The sequence below is a fragment of the Plantactinospora sp. WMMB334 genome (genome assembly GCF_049179095.1).
In the GTDB taxonomy this organism is placed as follows: domain Bacteria; phylum Actinomycetota; class Actinomycetes; order Mycobacteriales; family Micromonosporaceae; genus Plantactinospora.
This window is the reverse complement of record NZ_JBMHME010000002.1, coordinates 7,662,426-7,685,125: the sequence shown is the minus strand read 5'-3', so window position 1 is coordinate 7,685,125 and position 22,700 is coordinate 7,662,426. Positions and strand designations below refer to the sequence as shown.

Genomic DNA, 22,700 nt, shown 5'->3' with positions numbered 1-22,700 from the left:
CGTCCTGCCCGCTCACAGCAGATCCGAGTCGGCTCGCCGCAGGGTGACCTCCACGTCGAGTCCGGCGGCCACCTCGGCCAGCCGGACGGCGACGCCCTCGGCCGTCTCCGGCCGCAGCTCCAGCTCGGCGACAAGCACGTAGAGCGGCCCGGTCAACCGAGTGGTCAGGTCGGTCACGTTGCCGCCGGCCTCGGCCAGCACCCGGGTCAGCGCGGCGACGATGCCCAGCCGATCGGCCCCGTGCACGGCCATCAGGTACGGCTCGCCGAACGGCTCGCTCGTCGCCTCCGCACCGACCTGCCGAACGGTCGCCACCAGCGGGCCGTCGGCGACGACCGGGGCGAGCGCGGCCTCCGCCTCGGCGCCGGACGGGCCGACACAGATCAGTGTCATCGCGAAATGCCCCCGCAACCGGGTCATCGTGGAGTCGGTCAGGTTGGCCCCGACCTGGGCGAGCGCCTCCGCCACATCGGCCACTATGCCGGGGCGGTCCGGACCGATCACGGTGATCGCGAGCTCGTTCATCCGGGCAGTCTGCCCCATCGACCGCCCGTCCCGGGGCGCGACCCGACGTCCGGCCCACGCTCCGGGACGGCCCCGGGACGGCATGGCAGGATCGACGGCGCCATGTCGACAACACAACTCGCCGCCGAGGCGATCCGGTGGTACGACGAGAACGCCCGCGACCTGCCGTGGCGGGAGCCCGGCATCGGGGCGTGGCCGATCCTGGTCAGCGAGGTCATGTTGCAGCAGACGCCGGTGGTGCGGGTGCTGCCGGCCTGGCGGTCCTGGCTGACCCGGTGGCCCGCGCCGACGGATCTGGCCGCCGACACCCCGGCCGAAGCGATCCGGATGTGGGGGCGGCTCGGCTATCCGCGCCGGGCGCTCCGGCTGCACGAGTGCGCGGTGGCGCTGGTGCGGCGGCACGGTGGCGAGGTGCCGACCGGGCTGACGGAGTTGCTGGCGCTGCCCGGCGTCGGCGAGTACACGGCCAGGGCGGTGGCGGCGTTCGCGTACGGGCAGCGGCATCCGGTGGTGGACACCAACGTACGCCGGCTGGTGGCCCGGGTGGTGGCCGGCGAACCCGACGCCGGACCGTCGACCCGTCCCGCCGACCTGGTCGCCACGGAGGCGCTGCTGCCGGCGGCACCGGCCCGGGCCGCCCGGGCCAGCGCCGCGTTCATGGAGCTGGGCGCGCTGGTCTGCACCGCCCGCGCCCCCCGGTGCGTCGACTGCCCGCTCGCCGCGAGCTGCGCCTGGCGGCTCTCCGGGCGGACCGCACCGCCCGGCCCGACCCGCCGGCCCCAGCGGTACGCCGGCACCGACCGGCAGGTCCGGGGCAGGCTGCTGGCGGTGCTGCGGGAGGCGACCGGCCCGGTGCCCCGGGAGCGGCTGGATCTGGTCTGGGCCGACGACCTGCAACGATCCCGGGCGCTGGCCGGGCTGATCGAGGACGGCCTGGTCGAGATGGTCGACGACGCCTGCGTACTCGCCGGTGAGCAGCCGGCCACCGCCCCGTGAGCCGGGGTGTCAAGCGGGGGTGTTAGGCGGGGGCCCTTCCTCTACAAAAGGCGATAAGCGGGGGCCCTTCCTTGCGCCCAGTTGCAGCGGGAAGGGCCCGGCGGCTGCGCCGCCGGGCCCTTCGCGGGTGCTGCTACTCGTCCGCGCCGGCGGCGGCGGTGTTGCCGAGGTCGGCCGGCACCGCGTCGGGCACCGCGACCGGCTTGTCCGCACCGCGGAACACCAGCTTGGACTTGTCGACGTTGTCCGGGTCGCCCTCGCAGTCCACGACCACGATCTGACCGGGGGTCAGCTCGTTGAACAGGATCCGCTCGGACAGGTTGTCCTCGATGTCGCGCTGGATCGTCCGGCGTAGCGGCCGGGCGCCCAGCACCGGGTCGAAGCCCTTCTTCGCCAGGTACTTCTTGGCGTTGTCGGTGAGCTCCAGCCCCATGTCCTTGTTGCGGAGCTGGGTCTCGATCCGCTGGATCATGATGTCCACGATCGAGAGGATCTCCACCTCGTTGAGCTGGTGGAACACGATCGTGTCGTCGATCCGGTTGAGGAACTCCGGCCGGAAGTGCTGCTTCAGCTCGTCGTTGACCTTCTGCTTCATCCGCTCGTAGTTCGAGTCGGAGTCCTCGGAGGCCTGGAAGCCCATCGAGACCGCCTTGGCCACGTCCCTGGTGCCCAGGTTGGTGGTCAGGATGATGACCGTGTTCTTGAAGTCCACGATCCGGCCCTGGCCGTCGGTCAACCGCCCGTCCTCCAGGATCTGGAGCAGGGTGTTGAAGACGTCCGGGTGGGCCTTCTCGATCTCGTCGAAGAGGACCACCGAGAACGGCCGGCGCCGCACCTTCTCGGTGAGCTGGCCACCCTCGTCGTAGCCGACGTAGCCGGGGGGCGCACCGACCAGCCGGGAGACCGTGTAACGGTCGTGGAACTCGGACATGTCCAGCTGGATCAGCGCGTCCTCGCTGCCGAAGAGGAACTCGGCGAGCGCCTTGGACAGCTCGGTCTTACCCACACCGGACGGACCGGCGAAGATGAACGAGCCGGACGGCCGCTTCGGGTCCTTCAGGCCGGCCCGGGTCCGCCGGATCGCCTTCGAGACCGCCTTGACCGCATCCTCCTGGCCGACGACCCGCTTGTGCAGCTCGTCCTCCATGCGGAGCAGCCGGGAGGTCTCCTCCTCGGTCAGCTTGTAGACCGGGATACCGGTCCAGTTCGCCAGCACCTCGGCGATCTGCTCGTCGTCGACCTCACTGACCACGTCGAGGTCGCCGGCCTTCCACTCCTTCTCCCGCTGCGCCTTCTGGCCGAGCAGCTGCTTCTCCTTGTCCCGCAGCTGCGCGGCGCGCTCGAAGTCCTGCGCGTCGATCGCGGACTCCTTGTCCTTGCGGACCTGGGCGATCCGCTCGTCGAAGTCCCGCAGGTCCGGCGGCGCGGTCATCCGGCGGATCCGCATCCGGGCACCGGCCTCGTCGATCAGGTCGATCGCCTTGTCCGGCAGGAACCGGTCGGAGATGTACCGGTCGGCCAGCGTCGCCGCCGCGACCAGCGCGGCGTCGGTGATACTCACCCGGTGGTGTGCCTCGTAGCGGTCCCGCAGGCCCTTGAGGATCTCGATGGTGTGCGCCAGTGACGGCTCACCCACCTGGATCGGCTGGAACCGCCGCTCCAGGGCGGCGTCCTTCTCCAGGTGCTTGCGGTATTCGTCGAGGGTGGTCGCGCCGATGGTCTGCAGCTCGCCACGGGCCAGCATCGGCTTGAGGATGCTCGCCGCGTCGATCGCGCCCTCGGCGGCACCCGCGCCCACCAGGGTGTGGATCTCGTCGATGAAGAGGATGATGTCGCCCCGGGTACGGATCTCCTTGAGCACCTTCTTCAGGCGCTCCTCGAAGTCACCGCGGTAACGCGAGCCGGCCACCAGGGCACCCAGGTCAAGCGTGTAGAGCTGCTTGTCCTTCAGCGTCTCCGGCACCTCGCCCTTGATGATCCGCTGGGACAGCCCCTCGACGACCGCGGTCTTACCGACCCCGGGCTCCCCGATCAGGACCGGGTTGTTCTTGGTACGGCGGGAGAGCACCTGCATCACCCGCTCGATCTCCTTCTCCCGCCCGATGACCGGGTCGAGCTTGCCCTCCCGGGCGGCCTGGGTCAGGTTGCGGCCGAACTGGTCCAGCACGAGGCTGGTCGACGGCGCGGCCTCACCCGGCGCCGTACCCGCGGCGGCCGGCTCCTTGCCCTGGTAGCCGGAGAGAAGCTGGATCACCTGCTGGCGGACCCGGTTCAGGTCGGCGCCGAGCTTCACCAGCACCTGGGCCGCGACGCCCTCACCCTCACGGATCAGACCGAGCAGGATGTGCTCCGTACCGATGTAGTTGTGGCCGAGCTGCAACGCCTCGCGCAGCGACAGCTCAAGCACCTTCTTGGCCCGCGGCGTGAACGGGATGTGCCCGCTCGGCGCCTGCTGACCCTGGCCGATGATCTCCTCCACCTGCTGACGGACGCCCTCCAGGGAGATGCCGAGGCTCTCCAGGGCCTTAGCCGCCACGCCCTCACCCTCGTGGATGAGGCCGAGCAGGATGTGCTCCGTACCGATGTAGTTGTGGTTGAGCATCCGGGCCTCTTCTTGAGCCAGGACGACAACCCGCCGCGCTCGGTCGGTGAACCGCTCGAACATGCCCTCGTGCTCCTCACGTGCCGTGCGCACTCGATCTTGATGGTCCAAGCATCGTGGCGGGGCCACCACTCGGGCGCCCTGGGTGGACGTCCGTGCTCCCTTACTCTATCGCCGCGAGCCGACTCTCCCGAGGTCGTGTGTTCCTCAGAAGAAGCACGGTCGCGACGTTTTCCCCAACCGCCCACGCTCAGCGCCGCTTCCCGGGCCGCCGGCTGTACGCGCAGAGCGAAATCCCCGACCCTCGCGCCGACGACGCGACCCTGGTCGTCCACAGGCTGTGGACAACTTCGTCCACTGGCTGTGGACAACGCCTGGGCGGCCAGGATGTTCCCGGGCCGACATGCTCCTCTCCGGGCGGGCGCTTCGACGGAACCGACATTACGCCCAATAGTCACATATCAGCTCTAAGCACGAGTAAAGCGCGCGGGGTGGCTGGGCACACCGGCCCAGCCACCCCGCACAGCGATCAGATGAGAACGACGCCTAGCGACCCGCCTTGGCGTGGTACTCGTCCACGATCTCCTGGGGGATGCGCCCCCGGTCGGAGATCTCCTTGCCTTCCTTCTTGGCCCAGGCCCGGATCGCCTTGTTCTGCTCACGGTCGGCAGTGGCGCCGCCTCGTCCCCGTGCCGCACGGCCACCGACGACCACGCCGCCCCGACCGACCTTCGAGCCGGCCGCCACGTACGGGGCGAATAGGTCCCGCAATTTGCCGGCGTTCTTGTTCGAGAGGTCGATCTCGTACTGCACGCCGTCGAGCGAGAACTTGACGGTCTCGTCCGCGTCTCCGCCGTCCAGGTCATCGACCAGCTTGTGAATGATCTGCTTGGCCACGTGTCGCTATCCTTTCGAGCAGGTTCGCCGCAAACAAGAGCACAATAGCCCGCGAGATGCTTGCTCCGTCAATAGGATGGCGAAACTACGCGAGGCCGGCGGCGCCAACTACTCCGGGCGGACCATCGGGAAGAGGATGGTTTCCCGAATTCCGAGGCCCGTGAGGGCCATCAGGAGCCGGTCGATTCCCATTCCGGTGCCCCCGAGCGGCGGCATTCCGTACTCCATGGCCCGCAGGAAGTCCTCGTCGAGCCGCATCGCCTCGTCGTCGCCCTTGGCCGAACGCTGGGCCTGGGCGACCAGCCGCTCCCGCTGGACCACCGGGTCGACCAGCTCGGTGTAGCCGGTGCCGAGCTCGAAACCGAGCACGTAGAGGTCCCATTTCGCGGTGAGGCCCGGCTCGTCGGGGTGTGCCCGGACCAGCGGGCTGGTCTCTTCCGGGTAGTCCCGGACGAAGGTCGGTTGCCGCAACGACGGGACGACCAGTTCCTCGAAAAGCTCCTCGGCGAGCTTGCCCGGACCCCACTTCGGATCCACCGCCAGGCCGACCTTTTCGGCGTAGCCCAGCAGGTCGGCCATGCCGGTCCGGACCGTCACCTCCTCGCCGAGCGCCTCGGAAAGGCTGCCGTAGAGGGTCACCGAACGCCACTGACCACCGAGGTCGAACTCGGTGCCGTCGGCATGCCGCACCACGTGCGATCCGGCGACCGCGAGCGCCGCGCCCTGCACCAGCTCGCGGACGAGGGTCGCCATAGTGTCATAGTCACCGTACGCTTCGTATGCCTCAAGCATGGCGAACTCGGGCGAGTGCGAAGAGTCGACCCCTTCATTACGGAAGTTACGGTTGATCTCGAACACCCGGTCGATGCCGCCGACCACCGCCCGCTTGAGAAAAAGCTCGGGGGCGATTCGCAGATACAGATCCGTGTCTAGCGCATTGCTGTGCGTCACGAATGGCCTGGCCGTGGCCCCGCCCGGCAGCGCTTGCAGCATGGGGGTTTCAACTTCGATGAAACTCCGCTCGTGCAGTGAATCACGCAGACTACGCAGCGTCGCCGCCCGGGTGCGTACCATCTCGCGGGCCCGGGGGCGCACGATCAGGTCGACATAACGCTGCCGGACCCGGGCCTCCTCGCTAAGCGGCTTGTGCGCCACGGGCAGCGGACGGAGCGCCTTCGCGGTCAGCTCCCAGGAATCGGCGAGCACGGAAAGCTCCCCCCGCCGGCTGGTAATCACCTCACCGGTGACCCCGACGTGGTCGCCGAGGTCGACCAGGCGCTTCCAGGCGTCCAGCCGATCCGCGCCGACCCGGTCGAGCGAGAGCATCGCCTGCAGTTCGGTGCCGTCGCCGTCCCGAAGGGTGGCGAAACAGAGCTTGCCGGTGTTTCGGATGAAGATCACCCGGCCGGTGACCGACGCGGAATCACCACTCGCGGTGTCCGTCGCCAGCGCCGCGTAGCGGGCCCGGATCTCGGCCAGCGTGGCGGTGCGCGGATAACCCGTCCGGTACGGTTCGACGCCCTCGGCGAGCATGCGCTCCCGCTTCTCCCGCCGGACCCGCATCTGCTGGGGAAGGTCGTCCACGGGATCGGTCGGGTTCGGGATCTGCTGGCTCACGGCATGCTTCCTCGGAGATCGGGTCGGCGGAGTTCGGCACCGAGCGTACTCAAGCGCCGGGACGTCGGGGCACTGGATAACCTTCGGGCATGGACGATCAGGCCCATGCGCTCTCCTTCGGCGCGGCGGCCGACCGGTACGACCGGTACCGGCCGAGCTATCCGGAACCGGCGGTGCGCTGGGCGGTCGGCCGGCCGGTCCCGGCCCGGGTCGTCGACCTGGGCGCCGGCACCGGGATCCTCACCCGGGTGCTGCTCGGCCTCGGCTACCAGGTGCGACCGGTCGAGCCCGATCCGGGGATGCGGGTCAGGCTCGACGCCGTCACCCCCGGCGAGCTGGCCCTGGACGGGGCTGCCGAGCGGGTGCCGCTGCCGGACGGCTCGGCGGAGGCGGTCGTCGCCGGGCAGGCGTACCACTGGTTCGACCAGCCCGTCGCGCACGCCGAGGGAGCCCGGCTGCTCCGCCCCGGCGGGACGTACGCGGCGATCTTCAACCAGCGGGACGAGTCGGTCCCCTGGGTGGCCGCGCTCACCGCGATCACCGTCGACCTGCTCGGCGGGCGGGGTGCCCGGGACGACGGCCCGGGGGTCGACGGGTACGGCCCGGACTTCGCGCCGGTCGAGCGGGGCGAGTTCCGGCACGCCCTGCGGCTCACCCCGGAGGAACTGGTCGGGATGATCAGCACCCGCTCGTACTACCTGACGGCCGCGCCCCGGCGGCAGCGGCGGGTGGACGGGGCCATCCGGGAGCTGACCGCCAGCCATCCGGAGCTGGCCGGCCGGGAAAACTTCGACCTGCCGTACCGGACCCTCGTCTTCCGGGCCCGGCGGCGCCGAACCGCCCGGCGGTGATCGGCTCGCCGCCACTCCCGGCCGGTCACCTGTTACGGTCGTAGACCATCCGCAGCCCGATCAGAGTGATCATCGGCTCGTGATGGGTGATCGTGCGACACTCGCCGATCACCAGCGGTGCCAGCCCGCCCGTGGCGATGACCGCCCGCAGCTCGCCCAGCTCCCCGGCCATCCGCTCGACGATCCGGTCCACCTGGCCGGCGAAGCCGAAATACATCCCGGCCTGGAGGCACTCCACGGTGTTCTTGCCGATCACCGAGCGGGGAACCGCCGGCTCCACCTTGCGCAACTGCGCCGCTCGGGCGGCCAGGGCGTCGAAGGAGATCTCGATGCCGGGCGCGAACGCCCCGCCGAGGAACTCGCCCCGGCCGCTGATCACGTCGAAGTTGGTGGTGGTGCCGAAGTCGACAACGATCGACGGCCCGCCGTAGAGGGTGTACGCGGCCAGCGTGTTCACCACCCGGTCGGCGCCGACCTCCTTGGGGTTGTCGATCGCCAGCTGCACGCCGGTCTTCACGCCGGGCTCGACGATCAGGTTCGGGATGTCGCCGTAGTAGCGGGCCAGCATCGTACGCAGCGAGCGCAGCGCCGCCGGCACGGTCGAGCAGGCGGCCACCCCGGTGATCTCCACCGCGTCGCCGGCCAGCAGGCCGCGCAGCTTGAGACCGAGCTCGTCGGCGGTGGAGCGGGCGTCGGTCTTGATCCGCCAGGAGTGCACCAGCTTTTCGCCCTCGAAGGTCGCCAGCACGGTGTTGGTGTTACCGATGTCGATACAGAGCAGCATTCGTCAGTCCCGGCGCCCGAGGTCGTGGGGGTGGTGCCTGTGGTGCCTGTGGTGCGCGTCATGCAGTGGTGCGCGTCATGCAGTGGTGCGTGTGGTGCTACCGCCGCGCGTCCGACGAGCGGAGGTCGAGTGCGATGTCCAAGATAGGCGAGGAGTGCGTCAGCGCCCCAACCGACAGGTAGTCGACGCCGGTCGCCGCGTACCCGGCGGCGGTCTCCAGGGTCAGCCCACCGGTCGCCTCCAGTTCGGCCCGGTCACCCACCGCCGCCACCACCTCGGCCAGCAGTTCCGGGGACATGTTGTCGCAGAGCAGGAAGTCGGCACCGACCTCCACCGCCTCCAGCGCCTCGGCCACCGTGGTCACCTCGACCTGGATCGGCACCTCCGGGAACGCCTCCCGGACCCGCCGGTACGCCGGACCGATGCCGCCGGCAGCCAGCTTGTGGTTGTCCTTGATCATCGCGACGTCGTAGAGCCCGAGGCGCTTGTTGGCGCCGCCGCCGACCCGGACGGCGTACTTCTCCAGCGGGCGCAGCCCAGGGGTGGTCTTCCGGGTGTCCAGCACGGTCGCCTTGCTGCCGGCCAGCTCCGCCACCCAGGCCCGGGTGTGCGTGGCGACCCCGGACATCCGGCAGAGCAGGTTCAGCGCCGTCCGCTCGGCGGTGAGCAGCCCGCGGGTCGGCCCGGTCACCGTGGCCAGCACGTCCCCCTTCCTGACCTCGGCACCCTCCTCCGCCAGCGGAAGCACCCGGACGTCCACCCCGGCGGCCACCACCGCAGCGGCCACCTCGGAGCCGGTCGCCACCTCGGAGCCGGTCGCCACCTCGGAGCCGGTCGCCACCTCGGAGCCGGTCGCCACCTCGGAGCCGGTCGCCACCTCGGAGCCGGTCGCCCCGGCCGCCAGCTCGAAGACGGCTGCCGCCACTGCCAGCCCGGCCACCACCCCGTCGCCCCGGGCCACCAGCTCGGCGGTGTCGACCTGCTCGGCCGGCACCGTCGCCACACTTGTCACATCCTGCCCCTGCGGCCCCAGGTCCTCGTCCAACGCCCCCCGGACGATGCGTTCCACCACCACCGGATCCAGGCCGGCGGCCCGCAGCGCCTGCGTGGTACGAAGTGTCAGCACAGTGCCTCCCAGTCCTGTTCGAGGGTGCCCGCCGGACCGATCGACCCGACCAGGTGCCCGAGCCAATCGTCGCGCGATTCCGAGTAATCCTCGCGCCAATGACAGCCCCGGGTCTCCTGCCGGGCGTACGCGGCACCGACCAGCGCCGCCGCCACCGTGACCAGGTTGGTCGCCTCCCAGCTCGCGGTACGCGGCGCGCCCCGGCTCGCGCCGAGCGCCACCAGATCGGCCGCGGTCGCCCGCAGCGAGCCGGCGGAGCGCAGCACCCCTGCTCCCCGGGTCATCACCCGGGCCAGGCTCGGCCGCACCGCCGGGTCCACCGTCGCGCCACCGCCCCGCCAGGCTCCGGTCGGTGCCGGCTCGACCTGGGCCGGCAGGTCCCGGGCGATGTCCTGGGCGATCCGGCGGGCGAAGACCAGTCCCTCCAGCAGCGAGTTGCTGGCCAGCCGGTTGGCGCCGTGCACGCCGGTGCAGGCGACCTCGCCGCAGGCGTACAGGCCCGGGATGGAGGTGCGGCCGTGCAGGTCGGTGCGGACTCCGCCGGAGGCGTAGTGCGCGGCCGGCGCGACCGGGATCGGCTCCACCGCCGGGTCGATGCCGGCCGCCAGGCAGGACGCGACGATGGTGGGGAAACGGCGGGCAAGATGATCCCGGCCGAGGTGCCGGGCGTCCAGATGGACGTGGTCGGCACCGGTGGCCAGCAGCACCCGGTGGATGCCCTTGGCCACCACGTCCCGGGGAGCCAGCTCGGCGAGCTCGTGCTGGCCGACCATGAACCGCTTCCCGTCGCCGTCGACCAGGTAAGCTCCCTCGCCGCGCAACGCCTCGGTGACCAACGGCCGCTGCACCGCCAGGTCCAGGCCGGCACCATCCACCTCCGGGCCGGCACCATCCACCTCCGGGCCGGCACCATCCACCTCCGGGGCGGCACCCTCCACCTCCGGGGCGGCACCCTCCACCTCCGGGGCGGCACCATCGACCGCCGGGGCGGCGGGCGCCAGCAGGGCGGTCGGGTGGAACTGGACGAACTCCAGGTCGGTCACGGCGGCACCGGCCCGCATCGCGAGCGCGACACCGTCCCCGGTCGAGACCGCCGGATTGGTGGTGGCGGCGAAGATCTGCCCCATGCCGCCGGTGGCCAGCACCACCGCCCGGGCCAGGATCGCGCCGACGCCGTCCTCGCTGCCCTCGCCGAGTACGTGCAGGGTGACCCCGCAGGCCCGCCCGGCGCCGGCCGAGCCGCCGTCCGGAGCCCGGAGCAGGTCGAGGACGAGCGCGTGCTCGACCAGCCGGATCCACGGGTCACGGCGGACCGCGGCGTGCAGTGCCCGCTGCACCTCGGCCCCGGTCGCGTCGCCACCGGCGTGCACGATCCGGTCGGCGCGGTGCCCGCCCTCCCGACCCAGCATGAGCGAGCCGTCCGGGTGGCGGTCGAACTCGGCACCGACACGGATCAGTTCACGCAGCCGGGTCGGCCCCTCCTCCACCAGGACCCGGACGGCGGCCGGGTCACAGAGCCCGACCCCGGCGAGCTCGGTGTCTGTCGCGTGCGCCGCGGGGGTGTCCAGCGGATCGAGTACGGCCGCGATCCCGCCCTGCGCCCACCGGGTGGAGCCGTCGTCGATGTTGACCTTGGTCACCACGGTCACGTGCAGCCCCGCCTCGCGCAGGTGCAGTGCGGCGGTGAGCCCGGCGATGCCCGACCCGACGACGATCACGTCCGTCGTCTCCACCCAACCGGGCGCCGGGGCGGCCAGCATCCGGGGTACCACCGGCAGGTCGACGGTCGGAAACTGCATCATTCCAGTCAACCGCGGATCCCCGGCCCCGGCGTGCCCGGGGCCGTGAGAAGTGGCCTACGACGCTCTCCCGCCGCGTGAGGAGGGGGCCCTTCTTATACAAAAAGCGATAAGCGGGGGCCCTTCCTTTCACCCTGTCCGGATCGGGAGGCCGGCGGGGCCGGCGCCCTTGAGCGAACGGGTGAAGGTGCGGTCGGAGATCCACAGGTAGCACCGGACTCCCCGGTTGCCCGAGGTCCAGTCGTCCGGCCCGCCCGGCAGCACCACGACGCCGGTGCGGAACCGGACGGTGCTCTGCGACACCCCGACGTAGCGGGCGGCGACGGTGTAGCAGCCGTCGTAGAAGGTCTGCCAGTCCCGGTCCGCCGTCGGATACTTGAGCGTCGCCGGTGCCCGCCACACCCCGGCGAACTCGGCGTTGTGCCGGGCCGAGCACTCCACCGAGGTCATCCGGTCGACGGTGCGGTTCCGGGTCAGCGTCGTGCGGTAACAGCCCAGGTGCAGCGGACCGGCCTCGCGCAGCGCGCCCTTGAGGGTCGCGGTCCGGCCGACCGCGTCACCGTCCTCCTCGACGTTGGCGAGCTCGGTCAGGTCGCAGCGGAACCAGCGGGCCCCGGCGGTCCAGCCGATCGGCGCGGGCAGCGCCACCCCCAGCCAGAGCCGGCCGGTCCGCCAGTCCGCGCCGAGGAAGCCGCGCGCCCGGTCGTCGCACTCCGCGTACGCGGTGCCGAACTGGGCCGAGCCCGGCTTCGGCGGCGCCTCCAGCTCGCCTGCCGCCCCGGCGAAGGTGCCCACGTGGACGGTCTCCAGTCGATGGTTGGTGGCGCAGTCGACCGGCAGGTACGACGAGAGGTAGACGGTCTCGGAGAAGTCCGCCGAATGGCAGGTCTCGGCCGCCGGGGTGAAGACCGCCGGCTCGCCGAGCGGGGCCCAGTCGTTGGTGAGGTCGCCGTCCGTGCCACCCGGCGGCGCGCAGCCGGTGGCACCGAGCACGACTGCCCCGGTCACCGCCAGGGCGCTCATCCAACGGCGCATCACGTCCTCCCCAGGGCGACCAACGGTCCGGATGGCTGCACTTTACGTTAACCGGCGCGGGCATCCGGACGGAGAGATCATCCACTGGGCGGGTCGGCGCGGGGTCGGATCAGCCGGTGGCCAGGAGGTCTCCCCGGACCGGGTCACCGACCATCCCGGGCGCCGCCGCGGCCGGGTCGGCGCCCAGCTCGACGATCCGGTTCTCCGCGTCGACGTGCACGATCCGTGGCCGGTACGCCCGCGCCTCGGCGTCGTCGAGCTGGGCGTACGAGATGAGGATGACCAGGTCGCCCGGATGCACCAGGTGCGCGGCGGCGCCGTTGATGCCGACCACGCCGCTGGCCCGCTCACCCGGGATCACGTACGTCTCCAGCCGCGCCCCGTTGGTGATGTCCACGATCGCGACCTGCTCGCCCGGGAGCAGGTCGGCGGCGTCCAGCAGGTCGGCGTCGACGGTCACCGAGCCGACGTAGTGCAGGTCGGCCTGGGTCACCGTGGCCCGGTGGATCTTCGACTTGAGCATGGTGCGGAACATCTGCGTCCTCCGTGGTGCAGGGGTCTGGGGCGGTCGGCGGTCGGCACGGCTGTCGGCTGTCGGCTCGGCGGTCGGTGCTCGGCACGGCGGTCGGGGTCAGCCGCTTGGCGGGGTGGCGACCGCCACGGAAACCGGCGCCAGCTCGACCGGCACGTTGTCGATGAGTCGGGTGCCGCCGACCCAGGCGGCCACCAGCATCCGGGCCGGCCCGGTGACCGGTGCCGGGCCCAGCTCCGGATCGGTCAGCACCAGGTAGTCCAGCTTGGCGCCGGTCGTACCCTCGCCGAAGGCCCGGTGGGCGGCGGCGAGCGCTCCGTCGGCCCCCCGGCCGGCCTCGGCGGCGGCCGCGCCTGCCCACAGCGCCGCCGAGAGCCGCAGCGCGGCGGCCCGCTCCTCGGTCGAGAGGTAGCGGTTGCGGCTGGAGAGCGCCAGCCCGTCCGGCTCGCGCACCGTGGGCACACCGGCGATCTCGACGTCCAGCTCCAGGTCACGGACCATCCGGCGGACCAGAGTGAGCTGCTGGTAGTCCTTCTCCCCGAAGATCGCGACGTCCGGCCGGAGCAGGTTGAGCAGCTTCAGCACCACCGTCAGCACCCCGGTGAAGAAGCCCGGCCGGCTGGCTCCCTCCAACTCCTCGCCGAGGTCGCCACCGGTCACCCGGACGGTCGGCTCGCCGCCCGGATACAGTTCCTCGCGGGACGGCGCGAAGACCGCGTCCACTCCGGCCGCGCGGCAGATCGCCAGATCCGCGTCCAACGTCCGGGGGTAGCGGTCGAAGTCCTCGTTCGGGCCGAACTGGAGCGGATTCACGAAGATCGTCGCGAGTACGACGTCAGCCCGCTCGCGGGCCGCGCGCAGCAGCGCCTCGTGCCCCGCGTGCAGGGCGCCCATGGTCATCACCACCGCCAGCCGCCCCGGCAGCGGTCCCAGGGTGGCCGCCAGTTCCGCCCGGGTACGCAACACCGTGGTCATCTCCGCTCCCTCCTCCGGCCGGTCACGAGCGGCGACCCGCCGGGCGGGCCATCCGGTGTCCCCGGCCGGTCATGCGGCAGCGACCTTCCGGTCGCGGTCGGCCAGCACGCCGAGCAGCGACTCGGCGTCGACCGGCCGGAGTCGTCCGGCCGCGATCGCCCGGTCGGCGGCGCGGCGGGCCAGCGCCAGATAGCCGGGCACCGAATCCGGGGCGGTCTGCGCCAGCCGGTCCAGGTGCCGGGCGATCGTACCGGCGTCGCCCCGGGAGACCGGCCCGGTCAGCGCCGCGTCACCGAGCCGCAGCGCGTTGTCCAGGGCGGCCCGGAGCAGCGGCCCGAGCAGCTTCTCCGGCTGGTCCACCCCGGCGTCGCGGAGCAGGTCCGCCGCCTCGTTGACCAGCGTGACGAGATGGTTCGCGCCGTGCGCGAGAGCCGCGTGGTAGAGCGGGCGGTCTCCTTCCGCCACCCACTCGGGTACCCCGCCGAGGTCGGCGACGAGCCGGACGGCGAACGGCCGCAGCGACTCCGGCGCGGTCACCCCGTAGGAGATGCCGGGGAGCCGGTGCAGGTCCTCGGCGGTACCGGTGAAGGTCATCGCCGGGTGCAGTGCCAGTGGGCGGGCACCGGCCCGCACTGCCGGGGCGAGGACGTCCAGCCCGTGCGCGCCCGAGGTGTGCGCCACCACCTGCCCCGGCCGGAGCGCACCGGTCCGGGCCAGCCCGGCGACGACCCCGGCCAGCGAGTCGTCCGGTACGGCGACCAGCAGCAAATCGGTGGCGGCCCGGGCCACCTCGTCGGCGGGGCGTACGGCGGTATCCGGCAGGAGCCGGTCGATCCGGTCCCGGGCGGCGGTCGAGACCCCTGCGGCGGCGACCACCCGGTGTCCGGCGCGGCCCAGTGCGGCGCCGAGCACGCCGCCCACCCGGCCGGCACCGATCACGCCGATGGTGAGCCGGCGGGGGATCACGGGATGCGGCTGGCCCTGACCGGCCGTCTCACGACCCCGGACGGCGGCCGGAAGCCCGGCCGACCCGTCGGCGGCCGCGGTGGCCGACCCGCCGGAAGCGGCGGTACGCGGGCGCGCGGAAGCGCTCATGGCGATGATCCAGTCCTCGATAAGTGGTACCGGTCGATCGCAAGTATGCGCCGTCCGGCCAGCTCAGGACCAAGGGGTTGTGAAAACCTTCACCGCCTGCCCGACACCCCTCAGACGATGCCCGGGCCGGTCCGGCTGGCACGCGACGACCGGTCCGGCGGTGGTTTCCGGCGCTGGGGTGCAGGGCGCATAACCTGGGCCGGTGCCGATCGGATGGCGAGCCGCGATGAGCGACGCACTCTATGGTGACCGGGGGTTCTTCGTCAGCGGCGCCGGGCCGGCCGCACACTTCCGGACCAGCGCCCACGCCGTGCCGGTGCTCGCAGCCGCCGTGCTGCGGCTGCTGGAGCGGCTCGACGCCGCGCTGGGCCGGCCCGACCCGCTGGACGTGGTGGACGTCGGCGCCGGCCGGGGCGAACTGCTCGGCACGCTGGCCCGGCTCGCGCCGCCGGAACTGGCCACCCGGCTCCGGCTGACCGCGGTCGAGCTGGCCCCCCGCCCCGAATCGGTGCCGGCCACCGTCGGCTGGCGTGCCGACCTGCCGGAGCGGGTCGTCGGGTTACTGGTCGCCACCGAGTGGCTGGACAACGTACCGCTGGACGTGGCGGAGTGCGGCCCCGGCGGCTGGCGGCGGATCCTCGTCGACCCGGTCAGCGGCGCCGAGTCGGCGGGCACGCCGCTGGACCCGGCGGAGTCGGAGTGGCTGGCCCGGTGGTGGCCTCCGGAGTCGAATCGGCCTCCGGAATCCGATCGGCCTCCGGGGTCGAGTAGGACGGAGCGACCCGCCGAGCCGACGACGACCGAACCGACAGCGACCGAACCGTCGGACGGGGTGGGGGCGGCGGAGCGGCCGGTTGCCGGTCGGGCCGAGATCGGGCTTCCCCGGGACACCGCCTGGGCCGCGGCGGTGCGCAGCGTGCACCGAGGGCTGGCGCTGGCCGTGGACTACGGGCACCTGCGGGAGGAACGGCCCCGCTCGGGGACGCTCACCGGCTTTCGCGCCGGCCGCCAGGTCGAGCCGGTGCCGGACGGCAGTTGCGACCTGACCGCCCACGTCGCGATGGACGCGGTGGCCGCCGCCGGTACGGCGGTCGCCGGCCTGCCGTACACGCTGGTCGACCAGCGCAGGGCGCTTCGTGCGCTCGGTGCGGACGGACGACGCCCCGCCCTGACGCTGGCCACCACCGATCCGGGCGGCTACGTCCGGGCGCTGGCCAGGGCGTCCACGGCCGCCGAACTGACCGATCCGGCCGGTCTCGGCGGCCACTGGTGGCTGCTCCAACCGGTCGGCACCGACCTCGACCTCGGGCCGCTCGCCGGCCCCGGAGAAGGCTCCTCCTGACCCAGGGCTCCTCCGCTCTGGTCCGCTTCGCCCCGTGGCCGTCCGGCGAAGCGTGGCACGATGTCGGGCATGACTGCCGACACCGGGGCGCTGCGGGAGCTGACCGTCGGCACCGGGGCGGGCCTCGACACCGCCGACATGGTGCTTAACATCGGACCGCAGCATCCGTCGACCCATGGCGTACTCCGGCTCAAGCTCGTGCTCGACGGCGAGCAGGTGATCTCCTGCGAGCCGATCGTCGGCTACATGCACCGGGGTGCGGAGAAGCTCTTCGAGGTACGCGACTACCGGCAGATCATCGTGCTGGCCAACCGGCACGACTGGCTCTCGGCCTTTTCCAACGAACTCGGCGTGGTGCTGGCCGTCGAGCGGCTGATGGGAATGGAGGTGCCGGAGCGGGCGGTGTGGCTGCGCACCGCGCTGGCCGAGCTCAACCGGGTGCTCAACCACCTGATGTTCCTCGGCTCGTACCCGCTGGAGATCGGCGCCATCACGCCGATGTTCTACGCCTTCCGGGAACGCGAAACCCTCCAGGCCGTCATGGAGGAGGTCTCCGGCGGGCGGATCCACTACATGTTCAACCGGGTCGGCGGGTTGAAGGAGGAGGTGCCGGCCGGCTGGACCCGGCGGGCCCGGGAAGCGATCGGGCAGGTGCGTCGCCACCTCCCCGACCTGGACAACCTGATCCGGCGCAACGACATCTTCCTGGCCCGTACGGTCGGCGTCGGCGTGCTCTCCGCCGCCGAGGCCGCCGCCTTCGGCGCCTCCGGCCCGGTCGCCCGCGCCTCCGGGCTCGACCTCGACCTGCGGCGCGACGAGCCCTACCTGGCGTACGGGTCGCTGGAGGTGCCCGTGGTCACCCGGACCGCCGGCGACTGTCACTCCCGGTTCGAGGTCATGCTCGACCAGGTGTACGCCTCACTCGAGCTCGCGGAGCGCTGCCTGGAACAGGTCGACCGGATCGGCGGTCCGGTGAACGTGCGCCTGCCCAAGGTGCTGAAGGCCCCCGAGGGGCACACCTACGCCTGGACCGAGAACCCGCTCGGCATCAACGGCTACTACCTGGTGTCCCGTGGCGACAAGACGCCGTGGCGGATGAAACTGCGGACCGCCTCGTACGCCAACGTGCAGGCGCTGGCCACGCTGTTACCCGGCTGCCTGGTGCCGGACCTGATCGCGATCCTGGGTTCGATGTTCTTCGTGGTCGGCGACATCGACAAGTAGTGTTCGGACAGGGCAACCGCGCGTCGTGGCCGGAGGCACGGAAACGCGTGGTCGGCAGGCCGGGAACACCTCCTCGGCCCGCCCTCCTCAGCGCCAGCCGCCGTTGTCGTAGCCCTGCTCCGATCGTCGGGTGCCGCCGGCCCGGGGTGCCTCGTCCAGCGGCGGGTAGCCGTACTCCTCGTCGTCCCGGTGCCGCCGCCCCCGCCGGGTCGGCTCGGGTTCCGGCTCCTGGTGGGGCGGCCTCCAGGCGGCCGGCGGCTCCACCCCGCCGGCCGGCAGGGCCCCGGCTGCGCGGGTACGGCCCCAACCGCGGTCCTCACCCGGGTCATCGCGACCGCCACGCCGGGCGCCGTCCTCATCGGACCAGCCGGAAGAGCCGGGGCGCCCCGGGGACGCCCGGTCGTCGTCGCGCGGCTCCGACCACTGGCGACCGGCGCGCCGTTCCTCGTCCGGTCCCGGCCCTTCCCGGCGCACCGCCGAAGCCCAGCGGTCCTCGACCCGCAACTCCGTACCGGAGTCGTCGGCCCGCATCGAAGCCCGCCGCTCGCCCATCCGGACCTCCCGGCCGCGGTCGTCGGTTCGCACGGAGGTCCAACTGTCGCCGGCCCGCAGTTCGGCCCAGTACGAGTCGTCTTCCGGATCGCCGGTCCCCAGGTCCCGTTCCGGCTCTGTCAGGCGACCACGCCAGCCGGCACCGCCGAATCGCCACCCCTCCCGCTCGCCGTCGGCAGGATCGCCGGCCTGCCCGTCCGGCGTCGGTCGCCGCTCCTGACCGGCACGCCCGCCGTCCCGGCCGTCCCTGCCGTCCCGTTCGGGCCCGCCGCCGTAGCTGCCGCCGCCCCCGTAGGTACCGCCCCCGTAGGTACCGCCGCCGTAGTTCTCGCCGCCGTAGCCTTCGCTGCTGCTGCCGCCGTAGGTACCGCCGCCGTAGCCCTCGCCGCCGTAGCCCTCGCCGCCGTAGCCCTCGCCGCCGTAGCCCTCGCCGCCGTAGCCCTCGCCGCCGTAGCCCTCGCTGCTGCCGCCGCCGTAGGTACCGCCGCCGTAGCCCTCGCCGCCGCTGCCGCCGCCGTAGGTAGCGCCGCCGCTGTGGTGCCCCCCGCCGTAGGTGCCACCACCGTCATCGGTGCCGTCGCCGCCGCGCCTCTCGCCGCCGTAGGTGCCACCTCGGTCACCGCTGCCGTAGCCGTCACGCTCCCCGCCACCCCCATAGCCGCCGCCCTGGGCTGCGCCATAGACACCGCCACCGCCATAGACGCCTCCGCCGTACGTACCGCCGCCGTAGACACCGCCGCCGCCGTAGGCACCGGCCCCGTGGTCGTCGTCCTCATGACCGCCGACGATGGTGTGCCGCGTGGTCACCTGCACGGTCTCGGTGTGCCGGACCACACCGCGGCCCAGGCGCGGCCCGGGCACGCCGCCGGGACTTCCCGGCATCCCGGCCGGTCCCCCTCGGTGCGACCGTCCGCCCTGCGCCCGCGGCTGGCCGTACTGACCGGGCTCGCGGCCGTACTGGCCGGAGTCGCCGCCGTGCCGCCCGGACTCGCGGCCGCCGTACTGGGCAGACTCGCGGCCGCCGTACTGGGCAGGCTCGGCGGCTGGGCCGTCGTCCCGGCCGTAGCTGCCGGAATGCGCGCCATCCCGGTCGCCACCGGGATATCCGCCGGCCCGGTCACCGCGGAAGTGGCCGTCGCGCTGATATCCGCTGCCCGGGCGAGCTCGGACCTCGCCGGTGTCGCCCGGATCCGCAGCATGCGACGGTCTCGACCCGCCGACGGCTCGGCGAGGGCCGTCAGGGCGCGAGCCGGACGTGTCGCGCCCCGGTGCGGCAGGCGTCCATCCCGCCGAGGCCGGCTCGTCCCGCGCCCGAGCGGCCGGGGAATCGGCTGCCGGGGCCCAGGCGCTCCGGCCCGGTTCGCCTGCCGCGCCATGGGCCGGCACGCTGGCGGCACCCGCCTGGCCGGCCACCGGCGCCGCGCCGCCGGCCGGGGCCGCGCCGACCGACGCGCTGCCGGAGGCGGGCGACACGCTGCCAGAGGCGGCCGACACGCTGCCAGAGGCGGCCGGCGCGGAAGCGGCACCGGACCGTACGGCATCGAGTTGACCCCGCAGCGCCTCGACGTCGCCCTGCACGATCTGCAGCTTCTCGCCGAACGCCTTGTGGGTGGCACGGGCGGCCGTGGCGATGTCGTTGCGCAACTCTCCGCGCAGGTCGTCGAGTTCCTCGACCAGGGTCTCCTCGATGTCCAGCCGGATGCCCTCCGAGTCGCCGCGCAACGTGATCGACAGTCCGATGAGTACGACCGCCAGCACGGCGAGCACGGCCGCGATCCGCAGCGGCCCGTTGCCCTGCCCGATCAGCAGTAGGAGGGCGGCCAGCGGAGCCAGCCCCACCCCGACCCAGAAGAGCACGGTCAGCAGCGGCCTGCGGCGGGATTCCTCGGGGGCCTCGCGGGCTGGCATGGCACCCGAGCCTACCCACAGTCGCCGGGGACGGAAATGCCGGATGCAGGGCCGGTCGACGCCGACCGGCCCTGCATCCGCGATGCCGACGGGTGGCGGCCCGTCAGACCTCCTGCCCGGGCGTCACACCTCCCGCCCCGGCAGCAGCCGCCCCGTCGTCAGCTCGTGGCGAGCGCGCCGTCCGAGGAGAAGACCAGGCCGACGCTGATCGCGCCGGTGGTCAGCGCCGACTTGGTCTGCGGTCCACCGGCGTCGAGCGAGTCGAAGCGGCCCGCGTTGAAGTTGTAGACCTCGACCAGCCCTGCCTGGCACTTGGGCCGCTGCGGGCACTCCGGCGGCCCACCCAGGACGGTCGCCGAACCGGAGCACTTCGCCGCCAGGTCGCTGAGCGTGCGGACGTCGTACTTCTCGGCGAACTCCTTGGTGACCGCGAAGGCGTTCTGGTCCTGGGCGGCCGACGGCTTGCCGAAGGTGATGCCCACCTGCTCACCGACCGACCTGAGCCCCGCCACCGTCTGGTTGAGGTCGGGCGAGGAGATCGGCGGCGGGGTGGCACCACCCTTGGCGTTCACCTTGTTGTTGAGGAATTCGGCCATCGTCGCGGCGTACTCCGGGACGACCTGGACCTCGCCCTTCTCCAGCGCCGGCTCGTAGAGCTCGCGGTTGCCGATCTGCTGGACCCTGACCTGGTAGCCGGCGGCGGTGAGGGCGATCCGGTAGAGCTCGCCGAGGGTCTGGTTCTCGCTGAAGTTGGCCGCGCCGACGGTGATCGAGCCGGTGCCGCCGGTCGGGATCCCCTCGGTGAGGTTGTTGGCGGCGGCGAACTCCTCGGCCGCCACCTTCGGGGTCTTCCGGTCGACGTCGACCGCCTTGTTGAGGTTGATCAGCTTCGTGGTGTCGAGGCTGTCCGACACCTTGTCCAGCGCGGCGACCAGCTGCGGCCGGGCCGCCTTGCTGTTGATCGCCGGGATGATGTTGTCGGTGTTCTGGAGCTTCTTGTCGTCTTCCAGCACCACCAGGCTCGACCCGGCAACCGGCGCGCACCCGGCGCCCTGCGACCCGGTGGCCGGTGCCTGGGTGCCGGACGACCCGGCGCCGCCGCAGCCGGCGAGAAAGCCGGCCGCGACGACGGCGCCGGTAGCGCCGAATGCCAGACGTGTACGTATGCGCATGAGAACGCCCGCCTCCTGTGTCCCGGCGCGGCCCCGGTGGGCCGGCCGCGTGTCCGACGGGCGACATGTCAGAACGGCCGCCCGCGACTACCCACGAAACATCTTCCCGTTGGGTACGACAATCCGCCGAGAACTTCGTCACCGGATCGTCACGCAAACGGGCACGATGTTCGCACGACCGACTACCGGGCAGATAGGTTCAACCACTCAAAGTGATGGCGTGGCCACCGGACGGGACGCCGGCTCAGGAACCGGTGATCGCGGCGGCGGCCCGCTGATCGGCCCGCCGGCCCAGCCGTCGGCGGTTCCGGCGCAGCGGCCGGGGCGTGACCACCCGCTCCACCAGTGCGAAGACCAGCTCGACCAGGAGCGCGAGGACGGCGACGAGCAGCCCACCGGCCAGGATCTGGCCGCCGCCGACCGAGATGCCCAGCCCGAATCCGGCGCTGATGATCTGGCCGAGGCCGCCACCGTTGACGAACGACGCGAGCGCGGCCGTCGCCACCACCTGCACGGCGGCGGTCCGGAACCCGGCGGCCAGGTACGGCACCGCGAGCGGCAGTTCCACCCGGCGGAGCAACTGCCCGCCGGAGAGCCCCATCCCCCGCGCCGCGTCCCGCACCTGCGGATCGACCTGCCGGATCCCGGTGTACGCGTTCGCCAGCAGCGGTGGCACCGCGAAGACCGCCAACGCGATGATCACCGGTGGCTTGCCGAAGCCGAGCGCGGTCAGCGGCAGGATGGTCAGCAGGGCGATGGTGGGGATGGCGAGTGTCACGTTGGAGACGAGCACCACCAGCCCGCCGCCCCGGCCGCTGTGCCCGAGCCAGAGCCCGAGCGGCCAGGCGACCAGGCAGCCGAGCGCGACCGCCGCGGCGGAGATGCCGAGGTGCTCGACCAGCCGGTCGAGGACGCCGCCGGGGTTGGTCCAGTTCAGCGGATCGTTGAGCCAGACGACGGCCTGCTCGATCGGGTTCATCTCAGCTACCCCCGGTCCGCGTCCAGGGCGTGAGCAGCCGGCCCAGCCCGGCGAGGATCAGGTCCAGGACCAGCGCCAGCAGCACGCAGAGCAGCGTCCCGGTCATGATCTCGGCCTTGAAGAAGTTGTTGCGGAAGCCGCCGAGGATGAGCTGCCCGAGGCCGCCGTGCCCGACCAGAACACCGACCGTGACCAGCGCCACGGTGGAGACGGTGGCCAGGCGCAGGCCCGTGACGATGCCGGGCAGGGCCAGCGGCAGGTCGATCCGGAGCAGCCGGGCGAAACGGCCGTACCCCATGCCCTGGGCCGCGTCCCGTACCTCCGCCGGCACCTGGTTGAGCCCGGCGAGGACGTTGCGGACGATCAGCAGCAGGGCGTAGATGACCAGGCCGAGCAGCACCGTCGACGTCCCCGTACCGAGGTAGGGTGCGACGAAGGCGAAGAGCGCCAGCGACGGGATCGTGTAGAGCACCCCGGAGAGTGCGAGAATCGGCCCGGTGAGCGGCCGGAACCAGTACGCCAGGACACCGAGCGGGATCGCGACCAGGGCGGCGATCAGCACGGCCTGGGCGGTGAGGGAGGCATGTTCCCGCAGTGCGGCGATAATCGTCTCCGAGTTGCCCTGCACATAGTCCCAGGAGAACCACGGATTGGCCGGCTCGGCCCGGTCGATGATCCGGAAGGACATA

General features: G+C 72.4%; 19 protein-coding genes. 4 read left to right on the top strand and 15 right to left on the bottom strand.

Annotated elements, in window-relative coordinates:
- Nucleotides 1–12 precede the first annotated feature (12 nt).
- Nucleotides 13–525, bottom strand: coding sequence for a glycine cleavage system protein R (locus ACN27G_RS33330; protein ID WP_421496608.1), 513 nt, complete (start codon nucleotides 523–525; stop codon nucleotides 13–15).
- A gap of 102 nt (nucleotides 526–627) precedes the next feature.
- On the opposite strand from ACN27G_RS33330, the gene ACN27G_RS33325 reads away from it, so the two are divergent.
- On the top strand, nucleotides 628–1,521 hold the full coding sequence (locus ACN27G_RS33325) for an A/G-specific adenine glycosylase (RefSeq protein ID WP_421496607.1): 894 nt from the start codon (nucleotides 628–630) through the stop codon (nucleotides 1,519–1,521).
- A gap of 133 nt (nucleotides 1,522–1,654) precedes the next feature.
- On the opposite strand, the gene ACN27G_RS33320 is transcribed toward ACN27G_RS33325, so the two are convergent.
- From ACN27G_RS33320 to lysS, 3 genes are all read right to left on the bottom strand, one after another.
- Complete coding sequence (locus tag ACN27G_RS33320) at nucleotides 1,655–4,186, bottom strand: ATP-dependent Clp protease ATP-binding subunit (RefSeq protein WP_421497567.1); 2,532 nt, start codon at nucleotides 4,184–4,186, stop codon at nucleotides 1,655–1,657.
- 483 nt (nucleotides 4,187–4,669) lie between these two features.
- Complete coding sequence (locus ACN27G_RS33315) at nucleotides 4,670–5,020, bottom strand: histone-like nucleoid-structuring protein Lsr2 (RefSeq protein ID WP_421496606.1); 351 nt, start codon at nucleotides 5,018–5,020, stop codon at nucleotides 4,670–4,672.
- 108 nt (nucleotides 5,021–5,128) lie between these two features.
- Entirely contained in the window at nucleotides 5,129–6,583 is a 1,455-nt protein-coding gene (gene lysS, locus ACN27G_RS33310) for a lysine--tRNA ligase (protein WP_421497566.1), read from the bottom strand.
- A gap of 143 nt (nucleotides 6,584–6,726) precedes the next feature.
- Here lysS and ACN27G_RS33305 point away from each other — a divergent pair, with 143 nt between their 5' ends.
- Nucleotides 6,727–7,488 (top strand): class I SAM-dependent methyltransferase, encoded by a 762-nt coding sequence (locus ACN27G_RS33305; protein ID WP_421496605.1) that lies wholly within the window; start codon nucleotides 6,727–6,729, stop codon nucleotides 7,486–7,488.
- Nucleotides 7,489–7,513: 25 nt separating this feature from the next.
- Here ACN27G_RS33305 and ACN27G_RS33300 read toward each other — a convergent pair whose 3' ends face one another.
- The 7 genes from ACN27G_RS33300 to ACN27G_RS33270 all read right to left on the bottom strand — a co-directional run bounded on the left by ACN27G_RS33300 (nucleotide 7,514) and on the right by ACN27G_RS33270 (nucleotide 14,834).
- Nucleotides 7,514–8,272, bottom strand: coding sequence for a type III pantothenate kinase (locus ACN27G_RS33300; RefSeq protein ID WP_421496604.1), 759 nt, complete (start codon nucleotides 8,270–8,272; stop codon nucleotides 7,514–7,516).
- 97 nt (nucleotides 8,273–8,369) lie between these two features.
- Nucleotides 8,370–9,395 (bottom strand): carboxylating nicotinate-nucleotide diphosphorylase, encoded by a 1,026-nt coding sequence (gene nadC, locus ACN27G_RS33295; RefSeq protein ID WP_421497565.1) that lies wholly within the window; start codon nucleotides 9,393–9,395, stop codon nucleotides 8,370–8,372.
- Entirely contained in the window at nucleotides 9,392–11,197 is a 1,806-nt protein-coding gene (locus ACN27G_RS33290) for an L-aspartate oxidase (RefSeq protein ID WP_421496603.1), read from the bottom strand. The genes nadC and ACN27G_RS33290 overlap by 4 nt, the downstream gene beginning before the upstream one ends.
- Before the next feature lie 129 nt (nucleotides 11,198–11,326).
- Complete coding sequence (locus ACN27G_RS33285) at nucleotides 11,327–12,232, bottom strand: septum formation family protein (protein ID WP_421496602.1); 906 nt, start codon at nucleotides 12,230–12,232, stop codon at nucleotides 11,327–11,329.
- 109 nt (nucleotides 12,233–12,341) lie between these two features.
- Nucleotides 12,342–12,767 carry an aspartate 1-decarboxylase gene (gene panD, locus ACN27G_RS33280; protein ID WP_421496601.1) on the bottom strand — a complete coding sequence of 142 codons (426 nt, stop codon included), beginning with the start codon at nucleotides 12,765–12,767 and terminating at the stop codon, nucleotides 12,342–12,344.
- A gap of 96 nt (nucleotides 12,768–12,863) precedes the next feature.
- The gene (gene panC / locus ACN27G_RS33275; RefSeq protein WP_421496600.1) at nucleotides 12,864–13,739 is read right to left on the bottom strand and encodes a pantoate--beta-alanine ligase; all 876 of its coding nucleotides are present in this window, start codon (nucleotides 13,737–13,739) and stop codon (nucleotides 12,864–12,866) included.
- 69 nt (nucleotides 13,740–13,808) lie between these two features.
- A complete protein-coding gene (locus ACN27G_RS33270; protein WP_421496599.1) occupies nucleotides 13,809–14,834 on the bottom strand; it encodes a Rossmann-like and DUF2520 domain-containing protein in 1,026 nt (341 codons plus the stop codon).
- A 202-nt stretch (nucleotides 14,835–15,036) separates the two neighbouring features.
- Here ACN27G_RS33270 and ACN27G_RS33265 point away from each other — a divergent pair, with 202 nt between their 5' ends.
- Both ACN27G_RS33265 and ACN27G_RS33260 read left to right on the top strand, forming a co-directional pair.
- Nucleotides 15,037–16,176 (top strand): SAM-dependent methyltransferase, encoded by a 1,140-nt coding sequence (locus ACN27G_RS33265; protein ID WP_421496598.1) that lies wholly within the window; start codon nucleotides 15,037–15,039, stop codon nucleotides 16,174–16,176.
- A gap of 60 nt (nucleotides 16,177–16,236) precedes the next feature.
- Entirely contained in the window at nucleotides 16,237–17,400 is a 1,164-nt protein-coding gene (locus tag ACN27G_RS33260; RefSeq protein WP_421496597.1) for an NADH-quinone oxidoreductase subunit D, read from the top strand.
- An 87-nt stretch (nucleotides 17,401–17,487) separates the two neighbouring features.
- Here ACN27G_RS33260 and ACN27G_RS33255 read toward each other — a convergent pair whose 3' ends face one another.
- The 4 genes from ACN27G_RS33255 to ACN27G_RS33240 form a co-directional block, all read right to left on the bottom strand.
- Nucleotides 17,488–19,860 carry a hypothetical protein gene (locus ACN27G_RS33255; protein WP_421496596.1) on the bottom strand — a complete coding sequence of 791 codons (2,373 nt, stop codon included), beginning with the start codon at nucleotides 19,858–19,860 and terminating at the stop codon, nucleotides 17,488–17,490.
- Nucleotides 19,861–20,018: 158 nt separating this feature from the next.
- Entirely contained in the window at nucleotides 20,019–21,032 is a 1,014-nt protein-coding gene (locus tag ACN27G_RS33250; protein ID WP_421496595.1) for a glycine betaine ABC transporter substrate-binding protein, read from the bottom strand.
- Between the two features lie 244 nt (nucleotides 21,033–21,276).
- Nucleotides 21,277–22,011, bottom strand: coding sequence for an ABC transporter permease (locus ACN27G_RS33245; protein WP_421496594.1), 735 nt, complete (start codon nucleotides 22,009–22,011; stop codon nucleotides 21,277–21,279).
- A 1-nt stretch (nucleotide 22,012) separates the two neighbouring features.
- Nucleotides 22,013–22,699, bottom strand: coding sequence for an ABC transporter permease (locus tag ACN27G_RS33240; RefSeq protein WP_421496593.1), 687 nt, complete (start codon nucleotides 22,697–22,699; stop codon nucleotides 22,013–22,015).
- Nucleotide 22,700 lies beyond the last annotated feature (1 nt).